The organism is Cobetia sp. 29-18-1, assembly GCF_029846405.1.
Lineage (GTDB): Bacteria > Pseudomonadota > Gammaproteobacteria > Pseudomonadales > Halomonadaceae > Cobetia > Cobetia amphilecti.
This window is the reverse complement of the sequence record NZ_JARWKS010000001.1, coordinates 360,815-384,355: the sequence shown is the minus strand read 5'-3', so window position 1 is coordinate 384,355 and position 23,541 is coordinate 360,815. Positions and strand designations below refer to the sequence as shown.

Here is a 23,541-nt window from a genome sequence, read left to right as displayed (position 1 = left end):
GCGCGGGCGTTGGGCCATCTGGTAGCTTTCCCCCCATGCTCCATGTCCGTATAGTGAGCCACTGACCCCGCCAACAGAACTTCCGAAATGCTGCAGAACAATTCGCTGCTGGCGCAGCTGAAAGATCAAATCCGCCAGGAAATTCCCCGTGTCACGGGGGTGATCAAAGGCACCGACAAGGGCTTCGGCTTCCTCGAATGCGAGGACGGCGAGTCTTACTTCGTGCCGCCACCCGCCATGAAGCAAGTACTGCACGGCGATACCGTCGAAGCGACCGTCAAGGTGGAAGGTGAGAAGAAGTCCGTACAGCCGGAAGTGCTGATTGAGACGGGTGTCGATCGCTTCGTCGCTCGTGTCGGCAAGCGTGATGGCCGCCTGAACGTGATGCCGGATCATCCCTCCATCAACACGCGCATGAAAGCGCGTGTGAAGCGTGGCATCAATGAGGAAGCCCTCAATGATGGCGACTGGGTCGTGGCACGTCTGCTGCGTCACCCGATGCGCAAGGACGACCGCAGCTTCTTCGCCCAGATCGAGGAAGTCATCGCCACCGTGGACAACCCGCGTGTGCCGTGGCGCGTCACCCTGGCGCGTCACGCGCTGGAACAGGCCTCTCCGGAGGGCGGCACTGACTGGCCGCTGCTCGAGGAAGGCCTGACTCGCGAAGACATGACCCACGTACCCTTCTTCACCATCGATGGTGAGAAGACGCGTGACATGGATGACGCCCTGCACATCGTCGAGCGCCCGGAAGGCGGCTGGACCCTGAGCATCGCCATCGCGGACCCGACCGCCTACGTACCGGAAGGCAGCCGTGTCGACGAAGAGGCGCGCACGCGCTCCTTCACCGTCTACCTGCCGAGCCAGAACGTCACCATGCTGCCGGAAATCCTGGCCGACGACCTGTGCTCGCTGAAGGAAGGTGAAGACCGTCCGACGCTGATGTGCATCGTCGACATCGATACCGATGGCGTGATCGGCGAGCCGAAGTTCTTCGCGGCCACCATGCGCTCCCACCACCGCCTGACCTACGACAATGTCTCCGACTGGATCGAAGGCCAGGAAGGCAGCTGGAAGCCGGAAACCGAAGAGCTGGCCGAAGGTCTGCGTCAGCTGGAAGCCTTCACCCAGGCGCGTATCGCCTGGCGTGCACGCAATTCCCAGGTCTTCCGCGAGCGTCCGGACTTCGAGTTCGAGCTGGATGAGGAAGGCAACGTGCTCAACGTACGTGCCGACCACCGCCGCATCAGCAATCGCATGATCGAAGAATCCATGATCACCGCGAACCTGAGCTGCGCACGTCTGCTCTCCAAGCACATCGGTCACGGTATCTTCAACGTGCACCAGGGCTTCGCGCCGGAGAAGTACGACGACACCATCGAGTTCCTGGCTGGCCAGAACATCACCGCCACGCCGGAACAGCTGGGCAGCCTGGAAGGCTACCGCCTGATCCGTCAGGAGCTGGACAGCCGCGAAGACACCTGGCTGGACGTGCGCATGCGTCGCTTCCAGGGTTACACCGTGATGTCCGCTCAGCCGGGACCGCACTTCGGTCTGGGTCTGGAAGCCTACGCGACCTGGACCTCTCCGATCCGCAAGTACGGCGACATGGTCAACCACCGCTTGATCAAGCGCGTGATTCTCGGCCAGGATGTGCCAGCGGAAGCCACCGAGCAGCTGACCGAGCACCTCAGCGAACGTCGTCGTCTCAACCGCATGGCCGAGCGCGATGTGAAGGACTGGCTCTACGTGCGCTACCTGACCAAGGCCGCCGAAGAACAGCAGGTCTTCACTGGCGAGATCATCGACATCCGTCGTGGCGGCATGCGTGTGCGTCTGGAAGAGAATGGCGCCAGCGTCTTCATTCCGGCACCGCTGATCCACAGCGATCGCAAGAAGGTCGCGATCGATGACAAGGAAGGCCGCGTGCGCATCGAAGACGAGCTGCGTTACTCACTGGGCGACATCATCAAGGTCTCCTTGACCGAAGCCCGTGAAGAGCGTCGTTCACTGGTAGGTCGTCCGGCCGAATAAGCCGCGACCCACCACTGCCGTATGTAACTGCCTTGTCATCACGGGCAATTGCCACGGCCATCTACGCCCCGGAGCGCTCTGCGCCCGGGGCGTTTTTCGTTCTTGTGCATTACGTATACGCATCGTGTGCCAAGCGTGAAAAATTGTAATTTTGTGAAACAGAAGCTCACGCTATACTCCTCACATCGACACACGACATCTGCTTTCACTGCTGCAGCGTTACTGGATTGACCCAAGCGCGAATGACTGAAGCCTGTCCCTGATGAAGTTCGTCCATGCGAGGACCCGGAAATGAAAACTCATCGCTCCACTGCAGCTACCTCACTGCGTCACCTGGCCGAGCATGCCGCCATCGTTCGTCACCCGGCCATGAGCTACGCCCGCGTCGACGCCGGAGCAGACAGCAGCTCGGGCAGAAGCTCGGATGGCAGCTCCACCTCTCCGGAGCGCCAGCGTGAGATTCAACGTGAAGCGATGGAACATGTCGCGATGCTGCTGGAACGTGATCGTCGCCGCACCCGCAACCGTCTGCTGCTGGCCGCCGGCCTGCTGCTGAGCCTTGTGCTGCTCGCCAGCCAGCGCCCAGCCGAGCCGGAAGCCGCCTTCTCGCAGGAGCTTGGCCAGGCCATGCCCAGCGCCCTGCAACTGTCCCAGCATGGACTGGCGTGATGACGCCCGATCTCCCTCCATCAGGACAGATAACGATGCCAGGACCCCATGCAATACCAGGCACGGATGCCAGACATGACTGAGTCGATCCTCTGCTAGACCCTGCAATGCCCGCTCCGGCGACCCTCCCCCCTGTCGCCCCCCTGTATTCCTGTAGTGCACGCACTTGCCCTGTCCGGTGGCTCCGGACAGGGTCTTTTTTTGCCTGTCGTATGGCTTCTCTTGCGCAGCACTGACCAGAGGCCAGCTGCCGGCACTCCCTGCTGGACCATCGCCAGCATGGCGTGACTTCTCTCCTCCCCTCGCAGTGAACCTGATGCCAGGGACCGGATGCCAAGAGCCTAATGCCAGGAGCTTGATGACAAATGTCCGAGAGCGGGAGCGCATCGCACCAACATTGTTCCCTGTTGTCACACAGACCAGTCATCTCCTGATGTAACGTCATTGCCAGCCGCAGTGTGGAACATCGCGTGGCGAGGCGTCTCGTCACGCGCGACACCGCATGTCATGCCTCGTGCCCTTGGTTTCACGTCGGGTTCCCCCCATGACTTGACCAGAGGCTCGTTCGTCATTGCCACTGGCTTGCTGGAATCTGCGTGCTCGATTGCGTCTTTCTCAAGCACCCGGAAGCACCCTGAAGCACGACAAGGCAGCCATGGCGGGCAGTGACGTCGGGATTCATCTTCATCGCGCACGACCGGTAAAGCGGTCTTGAGGAGTCCGTGTGCATATCGCTGACATGACCATGTTCCATGCCCCCTCCAGTGGCGGGGTCAGAACCTACCTGGAAGCCAAGCGACGACGTCTACGGACGCGGCCCGATGTTCGTCACAGCCTGCTGGTCCCCGGCGAGACCACCAGTGTCAGTGATGACCTCTACAGCGTGCCGGCTCCGCCCATTCCCTTCGGCAACGGCTATCGCTTCCCCCTGCGCCGAGGCGGCTGGGTCAGCACGCTGCTGGCACTGCAGCCGGATGTCATCGAGGCCGGCGACCCCTACGTCACGGCGTGGGCGGCACTCGATGCCGGTCGCAAGCTCGATGTCCCGGTACTGGGCTTCTATCACTCGGACCTGCCACGCCTGATCACCAATCGCCTGGGCGAGTGGTCAGGGGCCAACGTCGATCGCTACGTCAAACGCCTCTATCGCCACTTTGACCGCGTGTTGGCCCCCAGCCAGGTGATGGCCGACCGACTCGACCGACTTGGCGTCGACAATGTCCATATCCAGCCACTGGGTGTCGATCTATCCACCTTCCACCCTGACTGCCGCGATGAGAGCCTGCGCCGCGAGCTTGGCCTGGAAGACCACGTGCGCCTGCTGGCCTTCGCCGGTCGCGGCTCACGCGAGAAGAATCTGGATGAGCTGCTGGAGGCCGCCCGCCTGCTCGGCCCCGACTACCATCTGCTGTTGATCGGCTCGGGCATGCCGCGGCATCTGCCCGACAATGTCAGCGTGACCGGGCATTTCTGCAGCAGCACCGAAGTGGCGCGTCTGGTGGCCTCGGTGGATGTGCTGCTGCATGCCGGCACCCAGGAAACCTTCGGTCTGGTGGTACTGGAAGCCATGGCCTGCGGCACACCAGTGGTGGCTGCACGCGCCGGCGCGCTGGCCGAGAATGTGCCACTGGGCTGCGGTCAGCTGTGCAACCCGCACTCGCCGCATGCCATGGCGCGTGCCGTGCAGGAAGTCTTCGCCAATGACCCCGCCGCACTGGGTCGCCAGGCGCGGCGGCATGTCGAGAAGCACCATGCCTGGGACCGTGTCGTGGATGGCTTGCTCGGCCATTATCACGCGGTCACCGGGACTCGCATGCAACCGGTACTCGAGGAGGTGACCCATGGCTGAATCGCCGGCTGCCAAACAGCACTTTCTGCTGGTCCTGCACGATGTCGCGCCCGAGACATGGACCGACTACCGGGACTTCGTCGCCGAGGTGGATGCCCTCTGCCAGGCACGCCTGAACCATCCCTGCCCGATCACCTGGCTGGTGGTGCCTGACTTCCATCATCGCAGCGCCCTGGAAGACGCTCCGGAATTCATCGCCCTGCTGGACTCTCGCCGCCAACAGGGGGACGAGCTTGCCCTGCATGGCTTCCATCACTGCGATGACGCGCCAGCCCCCCGCACCCCGCGCGATTACCTGATGCGCCGCGTGCTGACCTGGGAAGGCGAGTTCTACCCCCTCGATGAGGCCGAAGCCAGACGACGCCTGCGGGAAGGCGCCGCACTCTTCAAGCGTCTCGGCTGGCCATTGGACGGCTTCGTGGCCCCTGCCTGGCTGATGAGTGACGGCACTCGTCAGGCGCTGAAGTCCCTCGACTTCCGCTACACCAGCGACCCCCAGCATCTCTATCGACTGCCTGACTTCACGGTCATCGATGCGCCCGGACTCGTGTGGAGCGCACGTTCAGCGCCACGCCGCCTGATGTCGCAGTGGGTGACGCAGCGCAAGCTGAGCCGCGAGCAACAGGCGCCGGTGTTGCGTCTGGGTCTGCATCCGGTCGATATGCGCCATGCGCGCTCGCGCCAGTATTGGCTGACGCTGGTCGAGCGCTTGCTCGATGAAGGGCGCCTGCCGATGACCAAGATCGGCTGGCTGACCCAGCAGGGGCTGCTCACCCCCGCCACGTCTGACACGACGCAACTGAACTCGCACCAGGCGGCTCACAGTGCTGCCTGAGACCCACCTACCGGATGAGTCCCGTCGTATGGGCCTTGTTGACAACCCGCTGCGGGAATCTGCCATGAATCGTGCCCTCTGGTTACTGGGTGCTGGCCTTGTGATGGTCATCGCGATACCGCTGGTGCTGGGTGGCAGCGGACTGGGTGGCCAGCTGCGCCAGTTCCCCCTCGACACCTTCCTCTTGATGCTGGGCATGATCGTGATGTGCTGGAACCTGAACGCCGGCCGGTTGCGTCTGCTGCTGGCCGGGCGTGGCGGTCACCTGGGGCAACGGCGCGCCGTCGGCATGGTGATGGCGACCGAGTTCGCCATCAGCGCCACCCCCGGCGGCAGTGGCGGTCCGCTTACCCTGATGGGGCTGCTGTCACGTCAGGGGGTGCGCCCGGCGCAGGCCACGGCGGTATTCGCGGTCGATCAGATCACCGACATGCTGTTCTTCCTCTCGGCGCTGGCCAGCATCGGGCTCTATGCCCTCTCGCATACCATCGACCTGCGCCTGGGGTGGATGCTGGCCGTGCCGGCGCTGTTGCTGATCATCGGCTTTGGCCTGCTGGCCGCGCTGGGCAAGCATCATCGGCGCCTGCTCAAGATCAGCGGACGCCTGCTGCGCTGGCTCAAGGTACGCCATCGCTCACGCGTCAAGCTGGCGCGGGGCCTGATCCACTTCCGCCATGCGCTGGTCGAGACGCTCGCCCTGCCGCGCCTGACGCTGAGCCTGATCTTCCTGCTCTGCTGTGCCCATTGGCTGCTGCGCTACTCGATCCTCTATCTGGCCGTGTCCGGGCTGGGGCAGGACATCGACTGGAGCTGGACCTTCATCGTGCAGATGCTCTCGCTGGCAGCGGGCCAGCTGACGCTGCTGCCCGGCGGTGCCGGAGGCGCGGAGCTGTCCTCCACTGCCCTGCTCAGCCCGATGATCGGCGCCGCCAGTGCCGCGGCGGCCGTGGTGATCTGGCGAGCGGTGACCTTCTATTTCTACCTGATCGCCGGCGCCCCGGTGTTCTTCGTGATGGCGGGACGCAGCATGCTGGGAAGCTTGCTCAAGCGTCGCTCGGCAGCCACATGACAGGATGACCGAGCATCGCTGCAGACATCATCATGAAAAACACTTGATCATCGCCATATGAATAAGACTTTGTTATGTTGGCAGGCGGCTTTATTGAACGGCCATACAATAACCACAGCTCAAGGTGATCTCACATGCCGCATCCTTCCCAGCGTCACCCGACTTCCGCCCGCATTCGCCGCCCGCTGGCCATGATGGGCGTGGTCGGCTCGCTGCTGGCCACCTCGACCTCAGCGGCACTCGCTGATGACAGGCCCCTGCGCAGCATCGACCCCGGCCATGGCACCGACAAGGTCGTGGTCGCCCACCGGGGTGCCTCGGGCTACCTGCCGGAGCACACCCTGGCGGCCAAGGCGATGGCCTACGCCCAGGGCGCCGACTTCCTCGAGCAGGATGTGGTGATGAGCAAGGATGACCAGCTGGTGGTGCTGCACGACCGCTTCCTGGACCGCGTGACCAATGTCGCCGAGGTCTTCCCCGAGCGTGCGCGTGATGATGGCCGCTACTATGCCATCGACTTCACGCTGGACGAGCTGCGCCAGCTGTCGTTCAGCGAGGGCTTCACCATCAAGGATGGCGAGCAGGTCGCCGACTACCCTGAGCGCTTCCCGCTGGGCAAGTCGCACTTCGGCCTGCACACCCTGAGTGAAGAGATCGAGATGATTCAGGGCCTGAATCACTCCACCGGACGCGATGTCGGCCTGTATGTGGAGATCAAGGCGCCCTGGTTCCACCAGTCGGAAGGCAAGCAGGTCTCGCGAGCCGTGCTCGAGACCCTCAAGCAGTACGGCTACGTCGCGCAGGATGACAATGCCGTCGTGCAGGTCTTCGATCCCAATGGCCTCAAGCGCATCCACGACACGCTGCAGCCCGAACTGGAGATGGACCTGCGTCTGGTGCAGCTGATGGGCGAGACCAGCTGGGACATGACCTTCCAGCCGGATGCGGAGGGCAAGCTTGAGCCCTACGACTATGACTGGATGTATCAGGAAGGCGGCATGCAGCGCATCGCCACCTACGCCGATGGCATCGGGCCGTGGAAGCCGATGGTGATCGAGGACAGCTCGACCCGGGACGACATCAAGGTCACACCAATGGTCGAGGAAGCCCATGCGCAGGGCCTGATCGTGATGCCCTACACCTTCCGCCTCGATGAAGGCCGCATCCCCGACTGGGCCAGCGATTACGACGACATGCTGCGCGCCTTCTTCGTCGACGCCAGGGTAGATGGTGTCTTCACTGACTACCCGGACCGCGCCGTGCAGTGGCTGAAGCAGCACGGTAAGGCTCTGTAAGAGCTCTACGAGCAGCCCTGCAAGCTCCCCTACAACACAGTCAATCCTTGACAGGGGAACATCAAAAAGCCGGACTCCATGAGGAGCCCGGCTTTTTCGTCCTGCCTGATCGTCAGCGCTCGATCGTCAGCACCCGTTGTCAGTTCACGATATCAGCATCGACACGTGATGAGCGCTGCCTTCATTGACCCGCCGCTTCGGCGGCCAGTCCCTTGAGCAGCCCGGCGATCTTGTCCAGCGGCAGCTTGCAGTCGCCCAGATCATGACGGTTGGCCATGTACTGGGGATCATTCCACTCGATCACGCTGCCACCCTCCACGGCGCGAATCAGCATCTTCTGCGGCAGGTCCAGAGCGGCCGCCCCGTTGCACTGCATCAACAGAGTGCCCACCTTGGGATTGCCGAAGATGACGGTATGCGTCGCGGGCAGCTCCATGCCGACCTTCTCGGCACCCGCCTCATGATCGATGACGCTGAACAGCGTCAGCCCCTTGGCCTTGAGCGCCGTCTCGAGACGCGCCTGGACGGAGGCGACATCATCACGACTGGTCACCGACTCGATGCCCTTGGCAGGCACCTGCATGCTCGCTGAAGCTTCAGGGGCGGAGGCTGCCGCCGCGCCGGAATCTGCACTGGCAGACAGCGGCATGCCAGCAGCCAACGGCAGGGACAGCAACGCCAGCAGGCGCGCGGAGCGCGTAAGGGCGGGGAATGACTTGAGCATGGAACATCCTTATCAGTGAGTCGTGTTGCGCCGTGGGGCATCTGCACGTGTCGCTTGGTCAGGTGCCAATGAACAGACATCAGATTAGCAACTGCTTGATATGAACGCACCTGCCCCGCCTGCATCAGCCGAAACATCTCTCCCCTCGCCTGCGCCACCGGCCGCAGGTAACCCCGCCGGCATGCACTAGAGAGAGACTGGTGAGGGCCAGAAACGAAAAAAGGGCAGGCCCTATGGGCCTGCCCTTTCGGTGACATGCGATCCGCTTGACGCCGATCGCTGTCAGGAGATCAATGGCTTACCAGCCAGTGACTTCCTTGATGGCATCGCCGATCTGCGCGAGTGAACGCACAGTCTTGACGCCAGCCGCTTCCAGAGCCGCGAACTTCTCGTCGGCAGTACCCTTGCCGCCGGAGATGATGGCGCCTGCATGGCCCATGCGCTTGCCCGGAGGCGCAGTCACACCAGCGATGTAGGAGACGACCGGCTTGGTGACGTTCGCCTTGATGTAGGCAGCGGCTTCTTCTTCAGCAGAACCGCCGATCTCGCCGATCATGACGATGGCTTCGGTCTTCGGGTCCTTCTCGAACATCTCGAGGATGTCGATGAAGTTGGAACCCGGGATCGGGTCGCCGCCGATGCCGACACAGCTGGACTGACCGAAACCGTGGTCAGTGGTCTGCTTGACGGCTTCGTAGGTCAGGGTGCCGGAACGAGACACGATACCGACCTTGCCCGGCTGGTGGATGTGACCCGGCATGATACCGATCTTGCACTCACCCGGAGTGATGACACCCGGGCAGTTCGGACCGATGACGCGCGCGCCCAGCTCGTCGCACTTGACCTTGACTTCCAGCATGTCGAGAGTCGGCACGCCTTCGGTGATGCAGACGATCAGCTTGATGCCTGCATTGGCCGCTTCAAGGATGGAATCCTTGCAGAACGGTGCCGGCACGTAGATGACGGACGCTTCAGCGCCAGTCTCGGCAACGGCTTCGGCGACGGTGTTGAACACCGGCAGGCCCAGGTGAGTCTGACCACCCTTGCCCGGCGTCACGCCACCGACCATCTTGGTGCCGTAGGCGATGGCTTGTTCAGAGTGGAAGGTACCCTGGCCGCCAGTGAAGCCCTGGCAGATCACCTTGGTGTTCTTGTCGATCAAAATGCTCATTACTTGCCCTCCGCAGCTTTGACAACCTGCTGCGCCGCGTCAGTCAGGCTGGTAGCAGCGATGATGTTCAGACCGCTTTCGGCCAGCTTCTTGGCGCCGAGTTCAGCGTTGTTACCTTCCAGACGCACCACGACCGGCACGTTGACACCGACCTGCTCGACGGCACCGATGATGCCTTCGGCGATCATGTCACAACGCACGATGCCGCCGAAGATGTTCACCAGAACAGCTTTGACGTTGTCGTCGGACAGGATGATCTTGAATGCTTCTGCAACGCGTTCCTTGGTAGCACCGCCACCCACGTCGAGGAAGTTGGCCGGCTTGCCGCCGTTCAGGTTGACGATGTCCATGGTGCCCATCGCCAGGCCTGCGCCGTTGACCATGCAGCCGATGTTGCCGTCGAGGGCAACGTAGTTCAGTTCGAACTTGGCAGCATGCGCTTCACGCTCGTCTTCCTGAGACGGATCGTGCATCGCCTGCAGGTCCGGGTGACGGTAGACGGCGTTGGCGTCGATGTTGATCTTGCCGTCGAGGCAGTGGAGGTTGCCTTCGTCGGTGATGACCAGCGGGTTAATTTCCAGCAGCGCGAAATCCTTGTCGGCGAACATCTTCGCCAGACCCAGGAAGATCTTGGTGAACTGCTTGATCTGGGTCGGGTTCAGACCCAGCTTGAAGGCCAGTTCACGCGCCTGGTACGGCTGTGCGCCGACCAGCGGATCGATCTCGGCTTTCAGGATCTTTTCCGGCGTCTCTTCAGCAACCTTCTCGATTTCCACGCCGCCTTCGGTGGAAGCCATGAAGACGATGCGACGAGTGGTGCGGTCAACGACGGCGCCTAGGTACAGCTCTTCGGCGATGTCGGTGCAGTTCTCGACGAGAATCTTGGTGACCGGCTGACCGTTTTCGTCAGTCTGGTAGGTCACCAGGTTCTTGCCCAGCCACTGGGTCGCGAAGTCGGAAGCGGCTTGTGCGCTGTCGACCAGCTTGACGCCGCCAGCCTTGCCGCGGCCACCTGCGTGGACCTGTGCCTTGACGACCCACTTGTCGCCGCCAATCTTCTTGCACGCTTCAGCAGCGTCTTCCGGGGTGTCAACGGCAAAGCCCTTGGACACCGGCAGGCCATAGTCGGCAAAAAGTTGTTTTGCCTGATATTCGTGAAGGTTCATCGTGTCATGCCATTGGTTGCATTAGACTCGAACGGCAGTCGCAAGATGCCACTGCCACCGTTCGCCCCGGCCTGGCCGGGGCGACGCGCCTCTTGTTCGGAAGGACGCTTACTTGCGCTTCTTGCGGTTTGCGATGTGAATCGCATGCCCGTCAACGGCCAGCGCGGCTTCGTGTACGGCTTCCGACAGGGTCGGGTGAGCTGTACAGATCAACGCGAGGTCTTCGGCGCTTGCGCCGAACTCGAGGGCAGTCACACCCTGTGCGATCAGCTCACCGGCATGCTGGCCGATGATATGAACGCCCAGGACGCGATCAGTCTCAGCGTCGGCAATGATCTTGGCCAGACCTTCAGTGGCATTGTTGGCCATGGCACGACCGCTTGCCGCGAACGGGAAGCTGCCGGTCTTGACTTCGATGCCTTCGGACTTGGCTTGTTGTTCGGTCTTGCCGACCCACGCCACTTCCGGGAAGGTGTAGATGATGCTCGGGATGGCGTCGTAGTTCATCTCGGCCTTGTGGCCGGCGATGATGTCGGCAACCATCACGCCCTCTTCAGAGGCCTTGTGCGCCAGCATCGGGCCACGCACCACGTCACCGATGGCGTAGACGCCCGGCACGCTGGTCGCGCACTGGTCGTCGACGTGGATGAAGCCACGCTCGTCCAGATTGATGCCGACATCGCTGTCGAGCAGGCTCTGGGTGTACGGACGACGGCCGACCGCGACGATGATCTTGTCGAAGGTCTGTTCCTGTTCGCCGTTGGCGTCGGTGTACTTGACGACGACTTCGCTGTCCTTGATGTCGGAACCGGTCACACGGGCGCCGAGCTTGATGTCCAGACCCTGCTTCTTGAGCAGCTTCTGGGCTTCCTTGGCGACGGCCGCATCGACCATCGGCAGGAAGCTGTCGACCGCTTCCAGCACGGTGACTTCAGAACCGCAACGGCTCCACACGCTACCGAGCTCGAGACCGATGACACCGGCACCGATGACACCCAGACGCTTCGGCGCTTCGTCGAACTCGAGCGCGCCGGTGGAATCGACGATCAGACCTTCGGTCAGCGGCGTCGGCGGAATCTCGACCGGCACGGAACCGGACGCGATGACGATGTTCTCGGCTTCGTAGGTCGCCTTGCCACCGTCGTGATCGGTCACTTCGACCTGCTTGTTCGGCAGCACCTTGCCGGTACCTTCCAGCGCGGTGACACCGTTGGCCTTGAACAGACCGGAGATACCGCCGGTCAGGTTCTTCACGATCTGCGCCTTGCGCTCGATCATCTTGGCCACGTCGATCTCGACGCCGTCGGCCTTGATGCCCAGTTCGGCGAACTCATCACGCGCTTCGACGTACTTGTGCGAGGTTTCCAGCAATGCCTTGGACGGAATGCAGCCGACGTTCAGGCAGGTACCGCCGTGAACGACCTTGCCTTCCTTGTTGACCCACTTCTCGACGCAGGCGGTCTTCAGACCCAGCTGAGCAGCGCGGATAGCGGCAACATAGCCACCAGGGCCAGCGCCAATGACGATCACATCAAATTTATCGGCCATGTCTCTTCCTGTTGGTGCAGTTCGATTCGGGTTGGCAACCCGGCGAGTGTCAGTGCCACCCGCCGGGGCCGCTCACGCCCTCGAGATCCTCAAGGGCGTGAGACATTGCGGTCTCAGACGTCGAGCAGGAAACGAGCCGGATCTTCCAGCAGGTCCTTGATGGCGACGAGGAACTGGACTGCATCCTTGCCATCGATCATGCGGTGATCGTAGGACAGTGCCAGATACATCATCGGACGGATGACGACCTGACCATTCACGGCCATCGGACGCTCCTGGATCTTGTGCATGCCCAGGATGGCGGTCTGCGGCGGATTCAGGATCGGGGTGGACATCAGGGAACCGAAGATGCCGCCGTTGGTGATCGTGAAGGTACCGCCCTGCATCTCATCGATGCCCAGCTTGCCGGCGCGGGCACGCTGACCGAAGTCGACGATGGTCTTTTCGACATCGGCGAGCTTCATGCTGTCGGTATCACGCAGCACCGGCACGACCAGACCGCGGTCGGAAGACACGGCCACACCGATGTCCTGGTAACCGTGGTAGACGATGTCGGTGCCGTCGATGGAGGCATTGACGTCCGGGAAGCGCTTGAGCGCTTCGGTGGCCGCCTTGACGAAGAAGCCCATGAAGCCGAGCTTGGTGTCGTGCACCTTCTGGAAGGTGTCCTTGTACTGCTTGCGCAGTTCCATCACCGCGCTCATGTCCACTTCGTTGTAAGTGGTGAGCATGGCGGCAGTCTGCTGGGCATTGACCAGACGCTTGGCGATGGTCTGACGCATGCGGCTCATCGGCACGCGCTTCTCGGGACGCTCGCCCTCGAAGGTCGGTGCAGATTTCGGCGCGGCCTTGGCATCAGACTTGGAAGCGCCGGACTTGGCAGCCGGCTTGGCAGCGGACTTGGCCGCAGTGCCTTCCTTGACGGCCTTGGCCACGTCTTCCTTCAGCACGCGACCGCCCTTGCCGGTACCGACCAGCTTGCTGACGTCCAGATCGTGCTCGGCGACCATCTTGCGCGCTGCCGGGGCGAGGATCTTGTCGCCGACCTTCTCGTCCTGACCTTCGTCAGAGCCGGACTTGTCGTCGCTTGCCTCAGCGGCAGGCGCGGCGCCACCGGAAGCACCAGCGCTGAACAGTGCCAGTACGGCTTCAGTCTCGCAGGTATCGCCTTCCTCGACCTTGATCTCGCTCAGGGCGCCGTCGGCCGGAGCCACGACTTCCAGCACGACCTTGTCGGTCTCGATCTCGACGATCAGCTCGTCGCGCTCGCAGGCTTCACCGACCTTCTTGTGCCAGGTAGCGACGGTGCCTTCGGCAACGGATTCCGGGAAGCTCGGCGCCTTGACTTCCAGCGTCTTGCCTTCGCCACCGGCGGCCGGCTTGCTGTCGGCCTTGGCGTCGTCCTTGCTCTCTTCAGCGGCGGAGTCGTCCTTGGCGTCAGAAGACGCAGCGGCGTCTGCATCACCGATGGAGCCCAGCACTTGCTCGGACTCGCAGGTGTCGCCTTCCTGAACCTTGATCTCGCCCAGGGTGCCGTCCTGCGGTGCGACGACTTCCAGCACGACCTTGTCGGTCTCGATCTCGACGATCAACTCGTCACGCTCGACGCTGTCGCCGGGCTGCTTGTGCCAGGTCGCCACAGTGCCTTCGGCGACGGATTCCGGAAAAGACGGCGCTTTGATATCGATAGCCATTGGAGTTCCTTAACTCAATTCTCTCTCGGTGCCCTTGCGGGTCGCGAGCCTTTACTTGTTGAAGGCGTCGTCGACCAGCTGGCGCTGCTGCTCGTTATGAACGGACATGTAGCCCGCGGCAGGTGCCGCAGAGGCCGGGCGTCCGGCGAAGTCCAGGCTCATGCCAAGCCCCTGACGGTGCTGCTCAGCGACCTGACGCATATGGTGCTGACTCTGATACCAGGCACCCTGGTTGAGCGGCTCTTCCTGACACCACATCACCTGCTCGAGATTCTCGTAGTCGGCGATGGCGGCCTGGAGCTCTTCCTTCGGGAAGGGATAGAGCTGCTCGACACGGATGACGGCAACATCTTCACGGCCCTGCTCGGCGCGATAGGCGGCCAGGTCATAGTAGACCTTGCCCGCACACAGCACGACGCGCTTGACCTTGGAAGCTTCCAGGTTGCCCTTGTCGGACAGCACCATCTCGAAGCGGCCATCGGCCAGTTCGTCGAGGGTGGAAGTCGCTTCCTTGTGACGCAGCAGAGACTTGGGTGACAGCACGACCAGCGGCTTGCGCAGCGAGCGGATGACCTGACGACGCAGCAGATGATAGATCTGCGCCGGCGTGGTCGGCATGCATACCTGCATGTTGTGCTCGGCACACAGCTGGAGGTAACGCTCGAGGCGTGCGGAGCTGTGCTCCGGGCCCTGACCCTCGTAGCCGTGCGGCAGCAGCATGGTCAGACCACACAGGCGGCCCCATTTGCTCTCGCCGGAGGAGATGAACTGGTCCATCACCACCTGGGCGCCGTTGGCGAAGTCACCGAACTGGGCTTCCCACACGACCAATGCCTTGGGCATGGTGGTGGCATAGCCATATTCAAAGGCCAGCACCGCTTCCTCGGAGAGGTAGGAGTCATGGATGGTGAAGGTCGCCTGACCATCCTTGATGTGCTGCAGCGGCACGTAGGTGTCGCCATCCTTCTGGTTGTGCACCACCGCGTGACGGTGGGAGAAGGTACCGCGACCCACGTCCTGACCGGTGATACGCACCGGATGGTCGGCATCGACCAGGGTGGCGTAGGCCAGTGTCTCGGCGAAGCCCCAGTTCAGCGGCATGCCACCAGCGGCCATCTTGCGACGGTCTTCGTAGATCTTGTTGACCTGACGCTGGACCGAGATGCCGTCCGGCACTTCGCACATCTTGTTGGCGAGGGCCTGCAGCTGCTTCATGTCCATCGAGGTATCGGCAACGCCGGTCCACTCGTGGCCCAGGTACGGCGTCCAATCGACGAACAGACCGGTGTTGGGCTGCTTCACCAGCGCATTGGCAACGTGGTTGCCGGCATCCAGGTCAGCACGGTACTGGTCGACCAGGTGCTTGGTCTCTTCCGCGCTGAGCACGCCTTCCTCGACCAGACGGTCCGCATACTTCTCGCGGGCAGTCTTCTGGGACTTGATCTTGGCGTACATCAGCGGCTGGGTACCGGACGGCTCGTCGGCTTCGTTGTGACCGCGCTTGCGGTAACACACGAGGTCGAGCACGACGTCACGCTTGAACTGCTGACGGTAGTCGATGGCGACCTGAGCGGCGTGCAGCACGGCGTCCGGATCATCTCCATTGACGTGGATGATCGGCGCCTGAACCATCTTGGCGATGTCGGTGCAGTATTCGGTCGAGCGAGCATCATCGGCACGCGAGGTGGTGAAGCCCACCTGGTTGTTGATGACGACATGCACGGTACCGCCCGTCTTGTAGGCACGGGTCTGCGACATCTGGAAGGTTTCCATGACCACGCCCTGACCGGCGAATGCCGCGTCACCGTGGATGGAGATCGGCAGTACGCTGTCGCCTTCGCTGTCTTCGCGACGGTCCTGACGGGCACGCACGGAGCCTTCCACCACCGGAGAGACGATTTCCAGGTGCGACGGGTTGAACGCCAGCGCCAGGTGGACTTCGCCGCCCGGGGTCATGACATTCGAGCTGAAGCCCTGGTGGTACTTCACGTCGCCGGAACCCTTGGCAATCTGCTTCTTGCCATCGAATTCCTCGATCAGCTCTGACGGGCTCTTGCCCAGCAGGTTGACCAGCAGGTTGAGACGGCCACGGTGGGCCATGCCGATCACGACTTCCTTGGTACCGTACTTGCCGCTGCGCTGGATCAGCTCATCCATCATCGGAATGAAGGATTCGCCGCCTTCCAGACCAAAGCGCTTGGTGCCCGGGTACTTGCTGGCGAGATAGCTCTCGAGGCCTTCGGCGGCGGTCAGACGTTCCAGCACGTGATGACGGACATCGCGTGAGAAGTTCGGCTTGGAACGTACGGACTCGAAACGCTGCTGCAGCCAGCGCTTCTCTTCCGTGTTGACGATGTGCATGAACTCGGCGCCGATGCTGCGGCAGTAGGTCTGCTCCAGCGCGGCGTGGATTTCCTTGAGCGGTGCAACATCCTTGCCGAGGAACAGCGAGCCGGTCTGGAACTCGACGTCCATGTCAGCGGCGGACAGCTGATGGAAGGACAGTTCGAGGTCCGGCACCGGTGCCGGCTTGCGCAGGCCGAGGGGATCGATATCCGCCTTCTGGTGGCCACGGAAGCGGTAGGCGTTGATCAGCTGGAGAACACGAACCTGCTTCTTGTTCTCGCTGCTTTCGCCCGCAGAGACAGCCACCGGGCGGCGACTGTTGCGACCCATCTCGTAGAACTGATCACGGATCGGCGCTAGCGGAACATCCTGGGAGGGGCTGCCGTCATGACGCGGCAGAGTATCAAAGTAGTTGCGCCACTCGTCGGGAACCTCATTCGGGTCGACAAGATAACGCTCGTAGAGATCTTCTACGTAGTGGACATTCCCCCCGCTCATATGGGAAGTGCGCCACATCAACTCCATTGTGCCTTCTTGCATCTCTCGGTCACCCTGACTGATGGGGTGGGGTAGGCGCCTGACAAGCGCTGTCGGCGTCACTCGATTATGCCCTGTATGGCGAAACCATGGAGGCCTTCACCATCTGAGTCTTCTTTTATCGTCAAAAGCCGGTGCACAAGGCACCGGCTTCAGCAAGCTGTGCGCTGCGACAAGGTGTGACACCCTGCCGCAGCTGACGTGCATCATAGCAAGCTAAGGCGCGGCTTTTAAGTGGCGTTTGCCAGCAAAAGCTCACGAATCTTGCCGATGGCACGTGTCGGGTTCAGACCCTTGGGGCAAACCGCGACACAATTCATGATTCCGCGACAACGGAATACGGCAAACGGGTCGTCCAGCTCGCTCAAACGCTCCTTGGTGGCGGTGTCACGCGAGTCCGCCAGGAAGCGATAGGCCTGCAGCAGACCGCTCGGACCGACGAACTTGTCCGGGTTCCACCAGAAGGACGGGCAGGCAGTCGAGCAGCAGGCACACAGGATGCACTCGTAGAGACCGTCGAGCTTGTCACGGTCTTCCGGCGACTGCAGACGCTCGATGGCCGGCGCCGGCGTGTCGTTGAGCAGGTACGGCTGGATGCGCTCGTACTGCTTGTAGAAGATGCTCATGTCGACGACCAGGTCACGCACGACCGGCAGGCCCGGCAGCGGACGCAGCACCAGCTTGTTGTCCTTGACGACTTCGGACAGCGCGGTGACACAGGTCAGGCCGTTCTTGCCGTTCATGTTCATGCCGTCCGAACCGCAGACGCCTTCACGGCAGCTGCGACGATAGGCCAGCGAGCTGTCCTGTTCCTTAAGCATTTCCATCACGTTCAACACCATCAGGTCACGACCCTGGGTGTCGACCTGAAACTCCTGCATGTACGGCGCAGTATCGGTTTCAGGGTTGTAGCGGTATATGGATACCTGAAGCATGGTTTCCCCTCCGGGCAAACGGGTCAGGTGCGTGCGGTGACCTGCACGCACCTCGATCACGGCGAACTCAAGCGAGAGTGAACTCGAGCGAGTGCGAACTTGGTCTGAAGCAAGGCGCGGCGTCCCGAGCGGGTCGCGACGCGCGCCTTGGGTTCAGACTCAGTAGGTACGAATCTTCGGCTCGAAACGCTCGACGGTCTTCGGCGCGAAGTTCACATCACGCTTGCCGACACGCTTCTCGTTCGGGAAGAACAGAGAATGCTTGAGCCAGTTCTCGTCATCACGGTCCGGGAAGTCGTAACGGGAGTGAGCACCACGGCTTTCCTTGCGGGTCAGGGCCGCAATGGCAGTGGCTTCGGCCACTTCCATCAGGTTGTCCAGCTCGAGAGCTTCGATACGCGCGGTATTGAAGACCTGAGACTTGTCGGACAGACCCGCCTTGGCGATACGCTCACGCAGATCGGACAGCTGCTTGACGCCCTCTTCCATCTTGTCTTCCTGACGGAAGACACCGAAGGAGTTCTGCATGATCTGCTGCAGTTCGCGCTTGAGTTCCGGCACGGACTCGCCGCTTTCGGACTCGTTCCAGCGGTTCAGGCGCACCAGGGCTGCATCGATGTCGCTCTGCGTCGGCTCGAGGTACTCGACACCTTCGTTGAGCGCGCTTTCGATGTACTTGCCCGCGGCGCGGCCGAAGACGACCAGATCCAGCAGCGAGTTGCCGCCCAGACGGTTGGCGCCGTGAACGGACACACAGGCCACTTCACCCACGGCATAGAGGCCGTTGACGATGCGGTCGCTGCCGTCTTCGTTCTGTGCGATGGCCTGACCGTGCACGTTGGTGGCGATGCCGCCCATCATGTAGTGGCAGGTCGGCACGACCGGGATCGGCGCGTTGGTCGGGTCGACGTGCGCGAAGGTCTTGGACAGCTCGGAGATACCCGGCAGGCGCTTGTTCAGCACTTCCTCACCCAAGTGATCCAGCTTCAGGAAGACGTGGTCGCCATTCTCGCCACAGCCACGGCCTTCGAGGATTTCCAGCACCATGGAGCGCGCGACGACGTCACGGCCCGCGAGGTCCTTGGCGTTCGGCGCATAACGCTCCATGAAGCGCTCGCCGTCCTTGTTGACCAGGTAGCCACCTTCACCGCGGCAACCTTCGGTGACCAGCACGCCCGCACCGTGAATTCCGGTCGGGTGGAACTGCCACATTTCCATGTCCTGGACCGGCAGGCCGGCACGCAGTGCCATGCCGATACCGTCGCCGGTGTTGATCAGGGCATTGGTGGTGGAGGCGTAGATACGGCCCGCACCGCCAGTGGCCAGAACGGTGGCCTTGGACTTCACGACCACGGTCTCGCCGGTCTCGATGCACAGGGCAATCACGCCGACGATATCGCCGTTGGCATTCTTGACCAGATCGATGGCGTACCACTCGTCGAGGAAGACGGTGCCGTTCTTCAGGTTGGCCTGATACAGAGTGTGCAGCAGGGCGTGACCGGTACGGTCAGCCGCGGCGCAGGTACGAGCCGCCTGGCCGCCCTTGCCGAAGTCCTTGGACTGGCCACCGAACGGACGCTGATAGATGCGGCCGTTGTCGAAACGGGAGAACGGCAGCCCCATGTGCTCAAGCTCGAAGACCGCTTTCGGGCCTTCGGTACACATATATTCCGCAGCGTCCTGATCAGCGATGTAATCGCCACCCTTGACGGTGTCATACATGTGCCAGCGCCAATCATCATTCGGATCAGCAGAAGCGATGGCACAGGTGATACCGCCCTGGGCAGAGACAGTATGCGAGCGGGTCGGGAAGACCTTGGACAGCACGGCGGTCTTCTTGCCGGACTGGGACAGTTCGAGACCGGCACGCAGGCCAGCGCCGCCGCCGCCGATGATGATCGCGTCGAATGTCAGGCTACGCATGGTGGACATGTATCAGGCTCCCCACAGGACTTGAACGCCCCAGACCAAGAAGATGAACAACGCAAGGATGACGAAGACCTGGAAACCGAAACGCAGTGCGGTCGGCTTCATGTAATCGGTCGCCACGGTCCACAGACCGATCCAGGCGTGTGCGGCAATCGAGATGAATGCCATCAGAGAGAAGATGCGCATCGCCGTGTTCTCGAACAGACCACTCCAGGTGGTGTAGTCGAGGTTCGGGTGGAGCAGCAGGTAGCCGACCATGAACACGGAATAGACTGCCAGAATCACGGCAGAAACACGCTGCAGCACCCAGTCGGACAGACCGCTGCGGCTGAAATTGGTGATGTTGTTTACCATACCCAGACTCCCGCCAGGACCACGAGAACAGCACTGATCACGACAGTGACCTGCGCCTTGCGATTAGCACTTTCCAGTTCGACACCAATATCCATGTCCATCAGCAGGTGCTTGATGCCAGCCACGAAGTGGAAACCGAGGGCAGACAGCAGGCCCCAGGCCACGATCTTGGCCAGGAAGTTGGTCGCCAGGGTGTCGCGCACTGCCTCGAACCCTTCCGGGGAGGACAGCGAGGCATCGAGTGCCCACAGCGCAAATACCAGGCCCACGAACAGAATCACGCCGGTAATACGGTGGGTGATTGAAGTCAGCGCAGGGAGAGGGAACTTTATCGTCGTCAGATCGAGATTTACGGGTCGTTTGCTATTCACGGCTCTTACACACTCTCTTGGCCCAACACGGACGCAAGCCCGCAGGGGCGGTGGTTTGAGGAAGGGTCTCGGGCGCAGGCCATCCACGGTACCGAGCCGAATTTCCCGCCAGTCGCGCGACGGTGGATTATAGGGGTTGGCCATTGGCATGACAAATGGCATGACGTCGCAGGGCCGCAACCACGGATTGCACAAAATGCAGTGAACAGGACGCGACCTGACGGCACGGGATACGTAAACGTCGGAGAACTGACGCACAGCAGCATGGCGCGCGTCTCTACGCCGTGTGGCGAATTGACAATCTTTCGCGGGCTTCTATAGTGGGCGGGATTGATGCAAGCCCGGCATGGCAAGCAAGTCAAAGAGTTACGCGAATAATGAGGAGGTCGGCATGACTGACAAGAAAGCGACATTGACAGTAGACGGTATCGACAAGAGCATCGAGTTCCCGGTCTATTCCGGCACGCTCGGCCAGGACGTCATCGACGTTCGCGGCCTGACCGCCGAAGGCATGTTCACCTACGACCCGGGCTTCGTCTCCACTGCCGCCTGCGAATCATCCATCACCTTCATCGATGGCCAGAAAGGCGTGCTGCTGCATCGCGGCTACCCCATCGACCAGCTGGCCAAGAGCTCCAACTACATCGAGCTGTGCTACCTGCTTCTGTTCGGAGAGCTGCCGAGCGACGAGGAATACGACAAGTTCGCCCAGCTGATCAGCAACCACACCATGGTGCATGAGCAGATCGTCAACTTCTTCAAGGGCTTCCGTCGCGACGCCCACCCGATGGCGATCCTGTGCGGCGTGGTCGGTGGCCTGGCCGCCTTCTATCACGACAACCTGAACATCACCAACGAGAAGGAACGCTACGTCAGCGCCGTGCGCCTGATCGCCAAGATGCCGACCCTGGCGGCCATGTGCCACAAGTACAACATCGGTCAGCCGTTCATGTACCCGCGCAATGACCTCTCCTACGGCGAGAACTTCCTGTACATGATGTTCGGCAACCCGTGCGAGGAGTACAAGATCAACCCGGTGTTCGCCAAGGCGATGGACACCATCTTCATGCTGCACGCCGACCACGAGCAGAACGCCTCGACCTCTACCGTACGTCTGGCCGGCTCCACCGGGGCCAACCCGTTCGCCTGCATCAGTGCCGGTATCGCGGCACTGTGGGGCCCGGCACACGGCGGCGCCAACGAAGCCGTGCTGGCCATGCTCGACGAGATCGGTGAAGAGTCCGAGGAGAACATCCAGCGCTTCATCGACAAGGCCAAGGACAAGGAAGACCCGTTCAAGCTGATGGGCTTCGGTCACCGCGTCTATCGCAACTTCGATCCGCGCGCCAAGGTCATGAAAGAGACCTGCGACGAAGTGCTGGAGCAGCTGGGCATGGCGGACGACCCGCAGCTCAAGATCGCCAAGCGTCTGGAACAGATCGCGCTGGAAGACGAGTACTTCATCGAGCGCAAGCTGTACCCGAATGTCGACTTCTACTCCGGCATCATCCTCAAGGCGATCGGCATCCCGACCAACATGTTCACGGTCATCTTCGCCATGTCGCGCACCATCGGCTGGATCTCCCACTGGAACGAGATGATCGCCGGCGGCCACCGCATCGGCCGTCCGCGTCAGCTCTACACCGGCCACCCGCAGCGCGACTATCCGGCCAAGTAACCCAGCACCAGGTAACCAAGCACCAGGCAACCAAGCACCCGGCAACATCGAGTCATGCGCCTGCAGGACAGACCGCCTCTTCGGAGGCGGTTTTTTTGGCCTGTTGCCTCTCATGCGCGCAGCCCCTGCCTGACAGCAAGCCATAAAGCCGCCCCATCCCCGCCCCGGACGTGCTAGCGTGCTGATGTACCGGCCTCTTCACGTCCTGTACGCGCCGGCACGCCATGCGCCCCACCGCGAGCGGCGCAACCTCATTCCTGATTGATGGCAAGGAGCCCCCAGCATGTCAGACACACACACAACGCCACGTACCGCCGCCTTCATCGGACTCGGCGTCATGGGTCACCCCATGGCCGGCCATCTGAAACGCGCAGGCCTTGAGGTGCGGGTCTACAACCGCACACGTGCACGCGCCGAGCAGTGGAGCGAGGAGTATGGCGGCAGCCATCACGCCACCCCGCGAGAAGCCGCCGAGGGCGCCGATATCGTGCTGATGTGCGTGGGCAATGATGATGACGTGCGCAGCGTCACCTACGGCGACGACGGCGTGCTGGCCGGCATGACGAGCGGGAGCCTGCTGGTGGACCACACCACCGCCAGTGCCGACCTGGCACGCGAGCTGGCCGCCGCCGCAGTCGAGGCCGGCATCGGCTTCGTCGACGCACCGGTCTCCGGCGGCCAGCAAGGCGCCGTGAATGGCGTGCTGACCATCATGTGTGGCGGCAGCGAGGCGGATTACGCGCGCGCCGAGCCGGTGCTGACGCACTACGGTCGCATGGTGAAGCGCATCGGCGAGACCGGTGCCGGCCAGACCACCAAGATGGTCAACCAGATCTGCATTGCCGGGCTGGTGCAGGCGCTTTCCGAGGGCCTGCACTTCGCCGAGCAGGCCGGACTGGATCGCGAGGCGGTGATCGAGGTGATCTCCAAGGGCGCCGCCGGTTCCTGGCAGATGGAAAATCGTCACGCCACCATGATCAAGGACGAGTACGATCACGGCTTTGCCGTCGACTGGATGCGCAAGGACCTCGACATCTGTCTGGCGGAAGCACGCCGCATCGATGCCAGCCTGCCGGTGACCGCGCTGGTCGATCAGTTCTATGCCGACGTGCAGGCCATGGGCGGCAATCGCTGGGACACCTCCTCGCTGCTCAAGCGCCTCTCCAGATGAAGCGGGTCTGAATACACACGAGCGAGCTGAATCGCATCACACGGCCTCGCACTGAAAACGCCTCATTCCAACGCCATATGGACGCGGGAATGAGGCGTTTTTTCATGCCGCAGCGCAACATCCCAGACAGCAGCGGCGCTCGGCAGGTTTTTCCACACTATCTGTG

At 62.1% G+C, this 23,541-nt stretch carries 18 protein-coding genes; 8 read left to right on the top strand and 10 right to left on the bottom strand.

The genetic code is table 11. The annotated features are described in order from the left end of the window. Nucleotides 1-87: 87 nt before the first annotated feature. The 6 genes from QD208_RS01555 to glpQ all read left to right on the top strand — a co-directional run bounded on the left by QD208_RS01555 (nt 88) and on the right by glpQ (nt 7,751). The gene (locus QD208_RS01555) at nt 88-2,034 is read left to right on the top strand and encodes an exoribonuclease II (protein ID WP_043333994.1); all 1,947 of its coding nucleotides are present in this window, start codon (nt 88-90) and stop codon (nt 2,032-2,034) included. Between the two features lie 291 nt (nt 2,035-2,325). Further along, nucleotides 2,326-2,703, top strand: a complete 378-nt coding sequence (locus tag QD208_RS01550; RefSeq protein ID WP_279835399.1) for a hypothetical protein — start codon at nt 2,326-2,328, stop codon at nt 2,701-2,703. Nucleotides 2,704-3,427: 724 nt separating this feature from the next. After that, the gene (locus QD208_RS01545; protein ID WP_043333996.1) at nt 3,428-4,552 is read left to right on the top strand and encodes a glycosyltransferase family 1 protein; all 1,125 of its coding nucleotides are present in this window, start codon (nt 3,428-3,430) and stop codon (nt 4,550-4,552) included. After that, nucleotides 4,545-5,387, top strand: coding sequence for a polysaccharide deacetylase family protein (locus QD208_RS01540; RefSeq protein ID WP_279835397.1), 843 nt, complete (start codon nt 4,545-4,547; stop codon nt 5,385-5,387). The genes QD208_RS01545 and QD208_RS01540 overlap by 8 nt, the downstream gene beginning before the upstream one ends. Nucleotides 5,388-5,451: 64 nt before the next feature. Beyond that, nucleotides 5,452-6,456 carry a lysylphosphatidylglycerol synthase transmembrane domain-containing protein gene (locus QD208_RS01535; protein WP_279835394.1) on the top strand — a complete coding sequence of 335 codons (1,005 nt, stop codon included), beginning with the start codon at nt 5,452-5,454 and terminating at the stop codon, nt 6,454-6,456. Nucleotides 6,457-6,590: 134 nt separating this feature from the next. Then, a complete protein-coding gene (gene glpQ, locus QD208_RS01530; protein ID WP_279835393.1) occupies nt 6,591-7,751 on the top strand; it encodes a glycerophosphodiester phosphodiesterase in 1,161 nt (386 codons plus the stop codon). Nucleotides 7,752-7,932: 181 nt separating this feature from the next. Here the strand turns inward: glpQ and QD208_RS01525 are convergent, their stop codons facing one another. The 10 genes from QD208_RS01525 to sdhC all read right to left on the bottom strand — a co-directional run bounded on the left by QD208_RS01525 (nt 7,933) and on the right by sdhC (nt 20,526). Beyond that, entirely contained in the window at nt 7,933-8,475 is a 543-nt protein-coding gene (locus tag QD208_RS01525; protein WP_107335512.1) for a DUF302 domain-containing protein, read from the bottom strand. Between the two features lie 298 nt (nt 8,476-8,773). Then, the gene (gene sucD / locus QD208_RS01520; RefSeq protein WP_043333998.1) at nt 8,774-9,646 is read right to left on the bottom strand and encodes a succinate--CoA ligase subunit alpha; all 873 of its coding nucleotides are present in this window, start codon (nt 9,644-9,646) and stop codon (nt 8,774-8,776) included. Then, nucleotides 9,646-10,812, bottom strand: a complete 1,167-nt coding sequence (sucC, locus tag QD208_RS01515; RefSeq protein WP_279835391.1) for an ADP-forming succinate--CoA ligase subunit beta — start codon at nt 10,810-10,812, stop codon at nt 9,646-9,648. Before sucC ends, sucD begins: the two co-directional genes overlap by 1 nt. 108 nt (nt 10,813-10,920) lie before the next feature. Further along, the gene (gene lpdA / locus QD208_RS01510; RefSeq protein ID WP_043334000.1) at nt 10,921-12,360 is read right to left on the bottom strand and encodes a dihydrolipoyl dehydrogenase; all 1,440 of its coding nucleotides are present in this window, start codon (nt 12,358-12,360) and stop codon (nt 10,921-10,923) included. A 113-nt stretch (nt 12,361-12,473) separates the two neighbouring features. Continuing rightward, complete coding sequence (gene odhB / locus QD208_RS01505) at nt 12,474-14,054, bottom strand: 2-oxoglutarate dehydrogenase complex dihydrolipoyllysine-residue succinyltransferase (protein ID WP_131431292.1); 1,581 nt, start codon at nt 14,052-14,054, stop codon at nt 12,474-12,476. A gap of 51 nt (nt 14,055-14,105) precedes the next feature. Next, nucleotides 14,106-16,940 (bottom strand): 2-oxoglutarate dehydrogenase E1 component, encoded by a 2,835-nt coding sequence (locus QD208_RS01500; protein WP_279835390.1) that lies wholly within the window; start codon nt 16,938-16,940, stop codon nt 14,106-14,108. A gap of 227 nt (nt 16,941-17,167) precedes the next feature. Continuing rightward, nucleotides 17,168-17,872, bottom strand: a complete 705-nt coding sequence (locus QD208_RS01495; RefSeq protein ID WP_043333105.1) for a succinate dehydrogenase iron-sulfur subunit — start codon at nt 17,870-17,872, stop codon at nt 17,168-17,170. A 159-nt stretch (nt 17,873-18,031) separates the two neighbouring features. After that, nucleotides 18,032-19,804 carry a succinate dehydrogenase flavoprotein subunit gene (gene sdhA, locus QD208_RS01490; protein ID WP_043333106.1) on the bottom strand — a complete coding sequence of 591 codons (1,773 nt, stop codon included), beginning with the start codon at nt 19,802-19,804 and terminating at the stop codon, nt 18,032-18,034. Between the two features lie 3 nt (nt 19,805-19,807). Continuing rightward, nucleotides 19,808-20,155: a succinate dehydrogenase, hydrophobic membrane anchor protein gene (gene sdhD / locus QD208_RS01485; RefSeq protein ID WP_043333107.1), complete on the bottom strand. Its 348-nt coding sequence runs from the start codon at nt 20,153-20,155 to the stop codon at nt 19,808-19,810. Next, the gene (gene sdhC / locus QD208_RS01480; protein WP_043333108.1) at nt 20,149-20,526 is read right to left on the bottom strand and encodes a succinate dehydrogenase, cytochrome b556 subunit; all 378 of its coding nucleotides are present in this window, start codon (nt 20,524-20,526) and stop codon (nt 20,149-20,151) included. Before sdhC ends, sdhD begins: the two co-directional genes overlap by 7 nt. Before the next feature lie 391 nt (nt 20,527-20,917). Here sdhC and gltA point away from each other — a divergent pair, with 391 nt between their 5' ends. Both gltA and QD208_RS01470 read left to right on the top strand, forming a co-directional pair. Beyond that, nucleotides 20,918-22,204 carry a citrate synthase gene (gltA, locus tag QD208_RS01475; protein ID WP_043333109.1) on the top strand — a complete coding sequence of 429 codons (1,287 nt, stop codon included), beginning with the start codon at nt 20,918-20,920 and terminating at the stop codon, nt 22,202-22,204. A 283-nt stretch (nt 22,205-22,487) separates the two neighbouring features. Next, complete coding sequence (locus QD208_RS01470; RefSeq protein WP_279835388.1) at nt 22,488-23,375, top strand: NAD(P)-dependent oxidoreductase; 888 nt, start codon at nt 22,488-22,490, stop codon at nt 23,373-23,375. Nucleotides 23,376-23,541 lie beyond the last annotated feature (166 nt).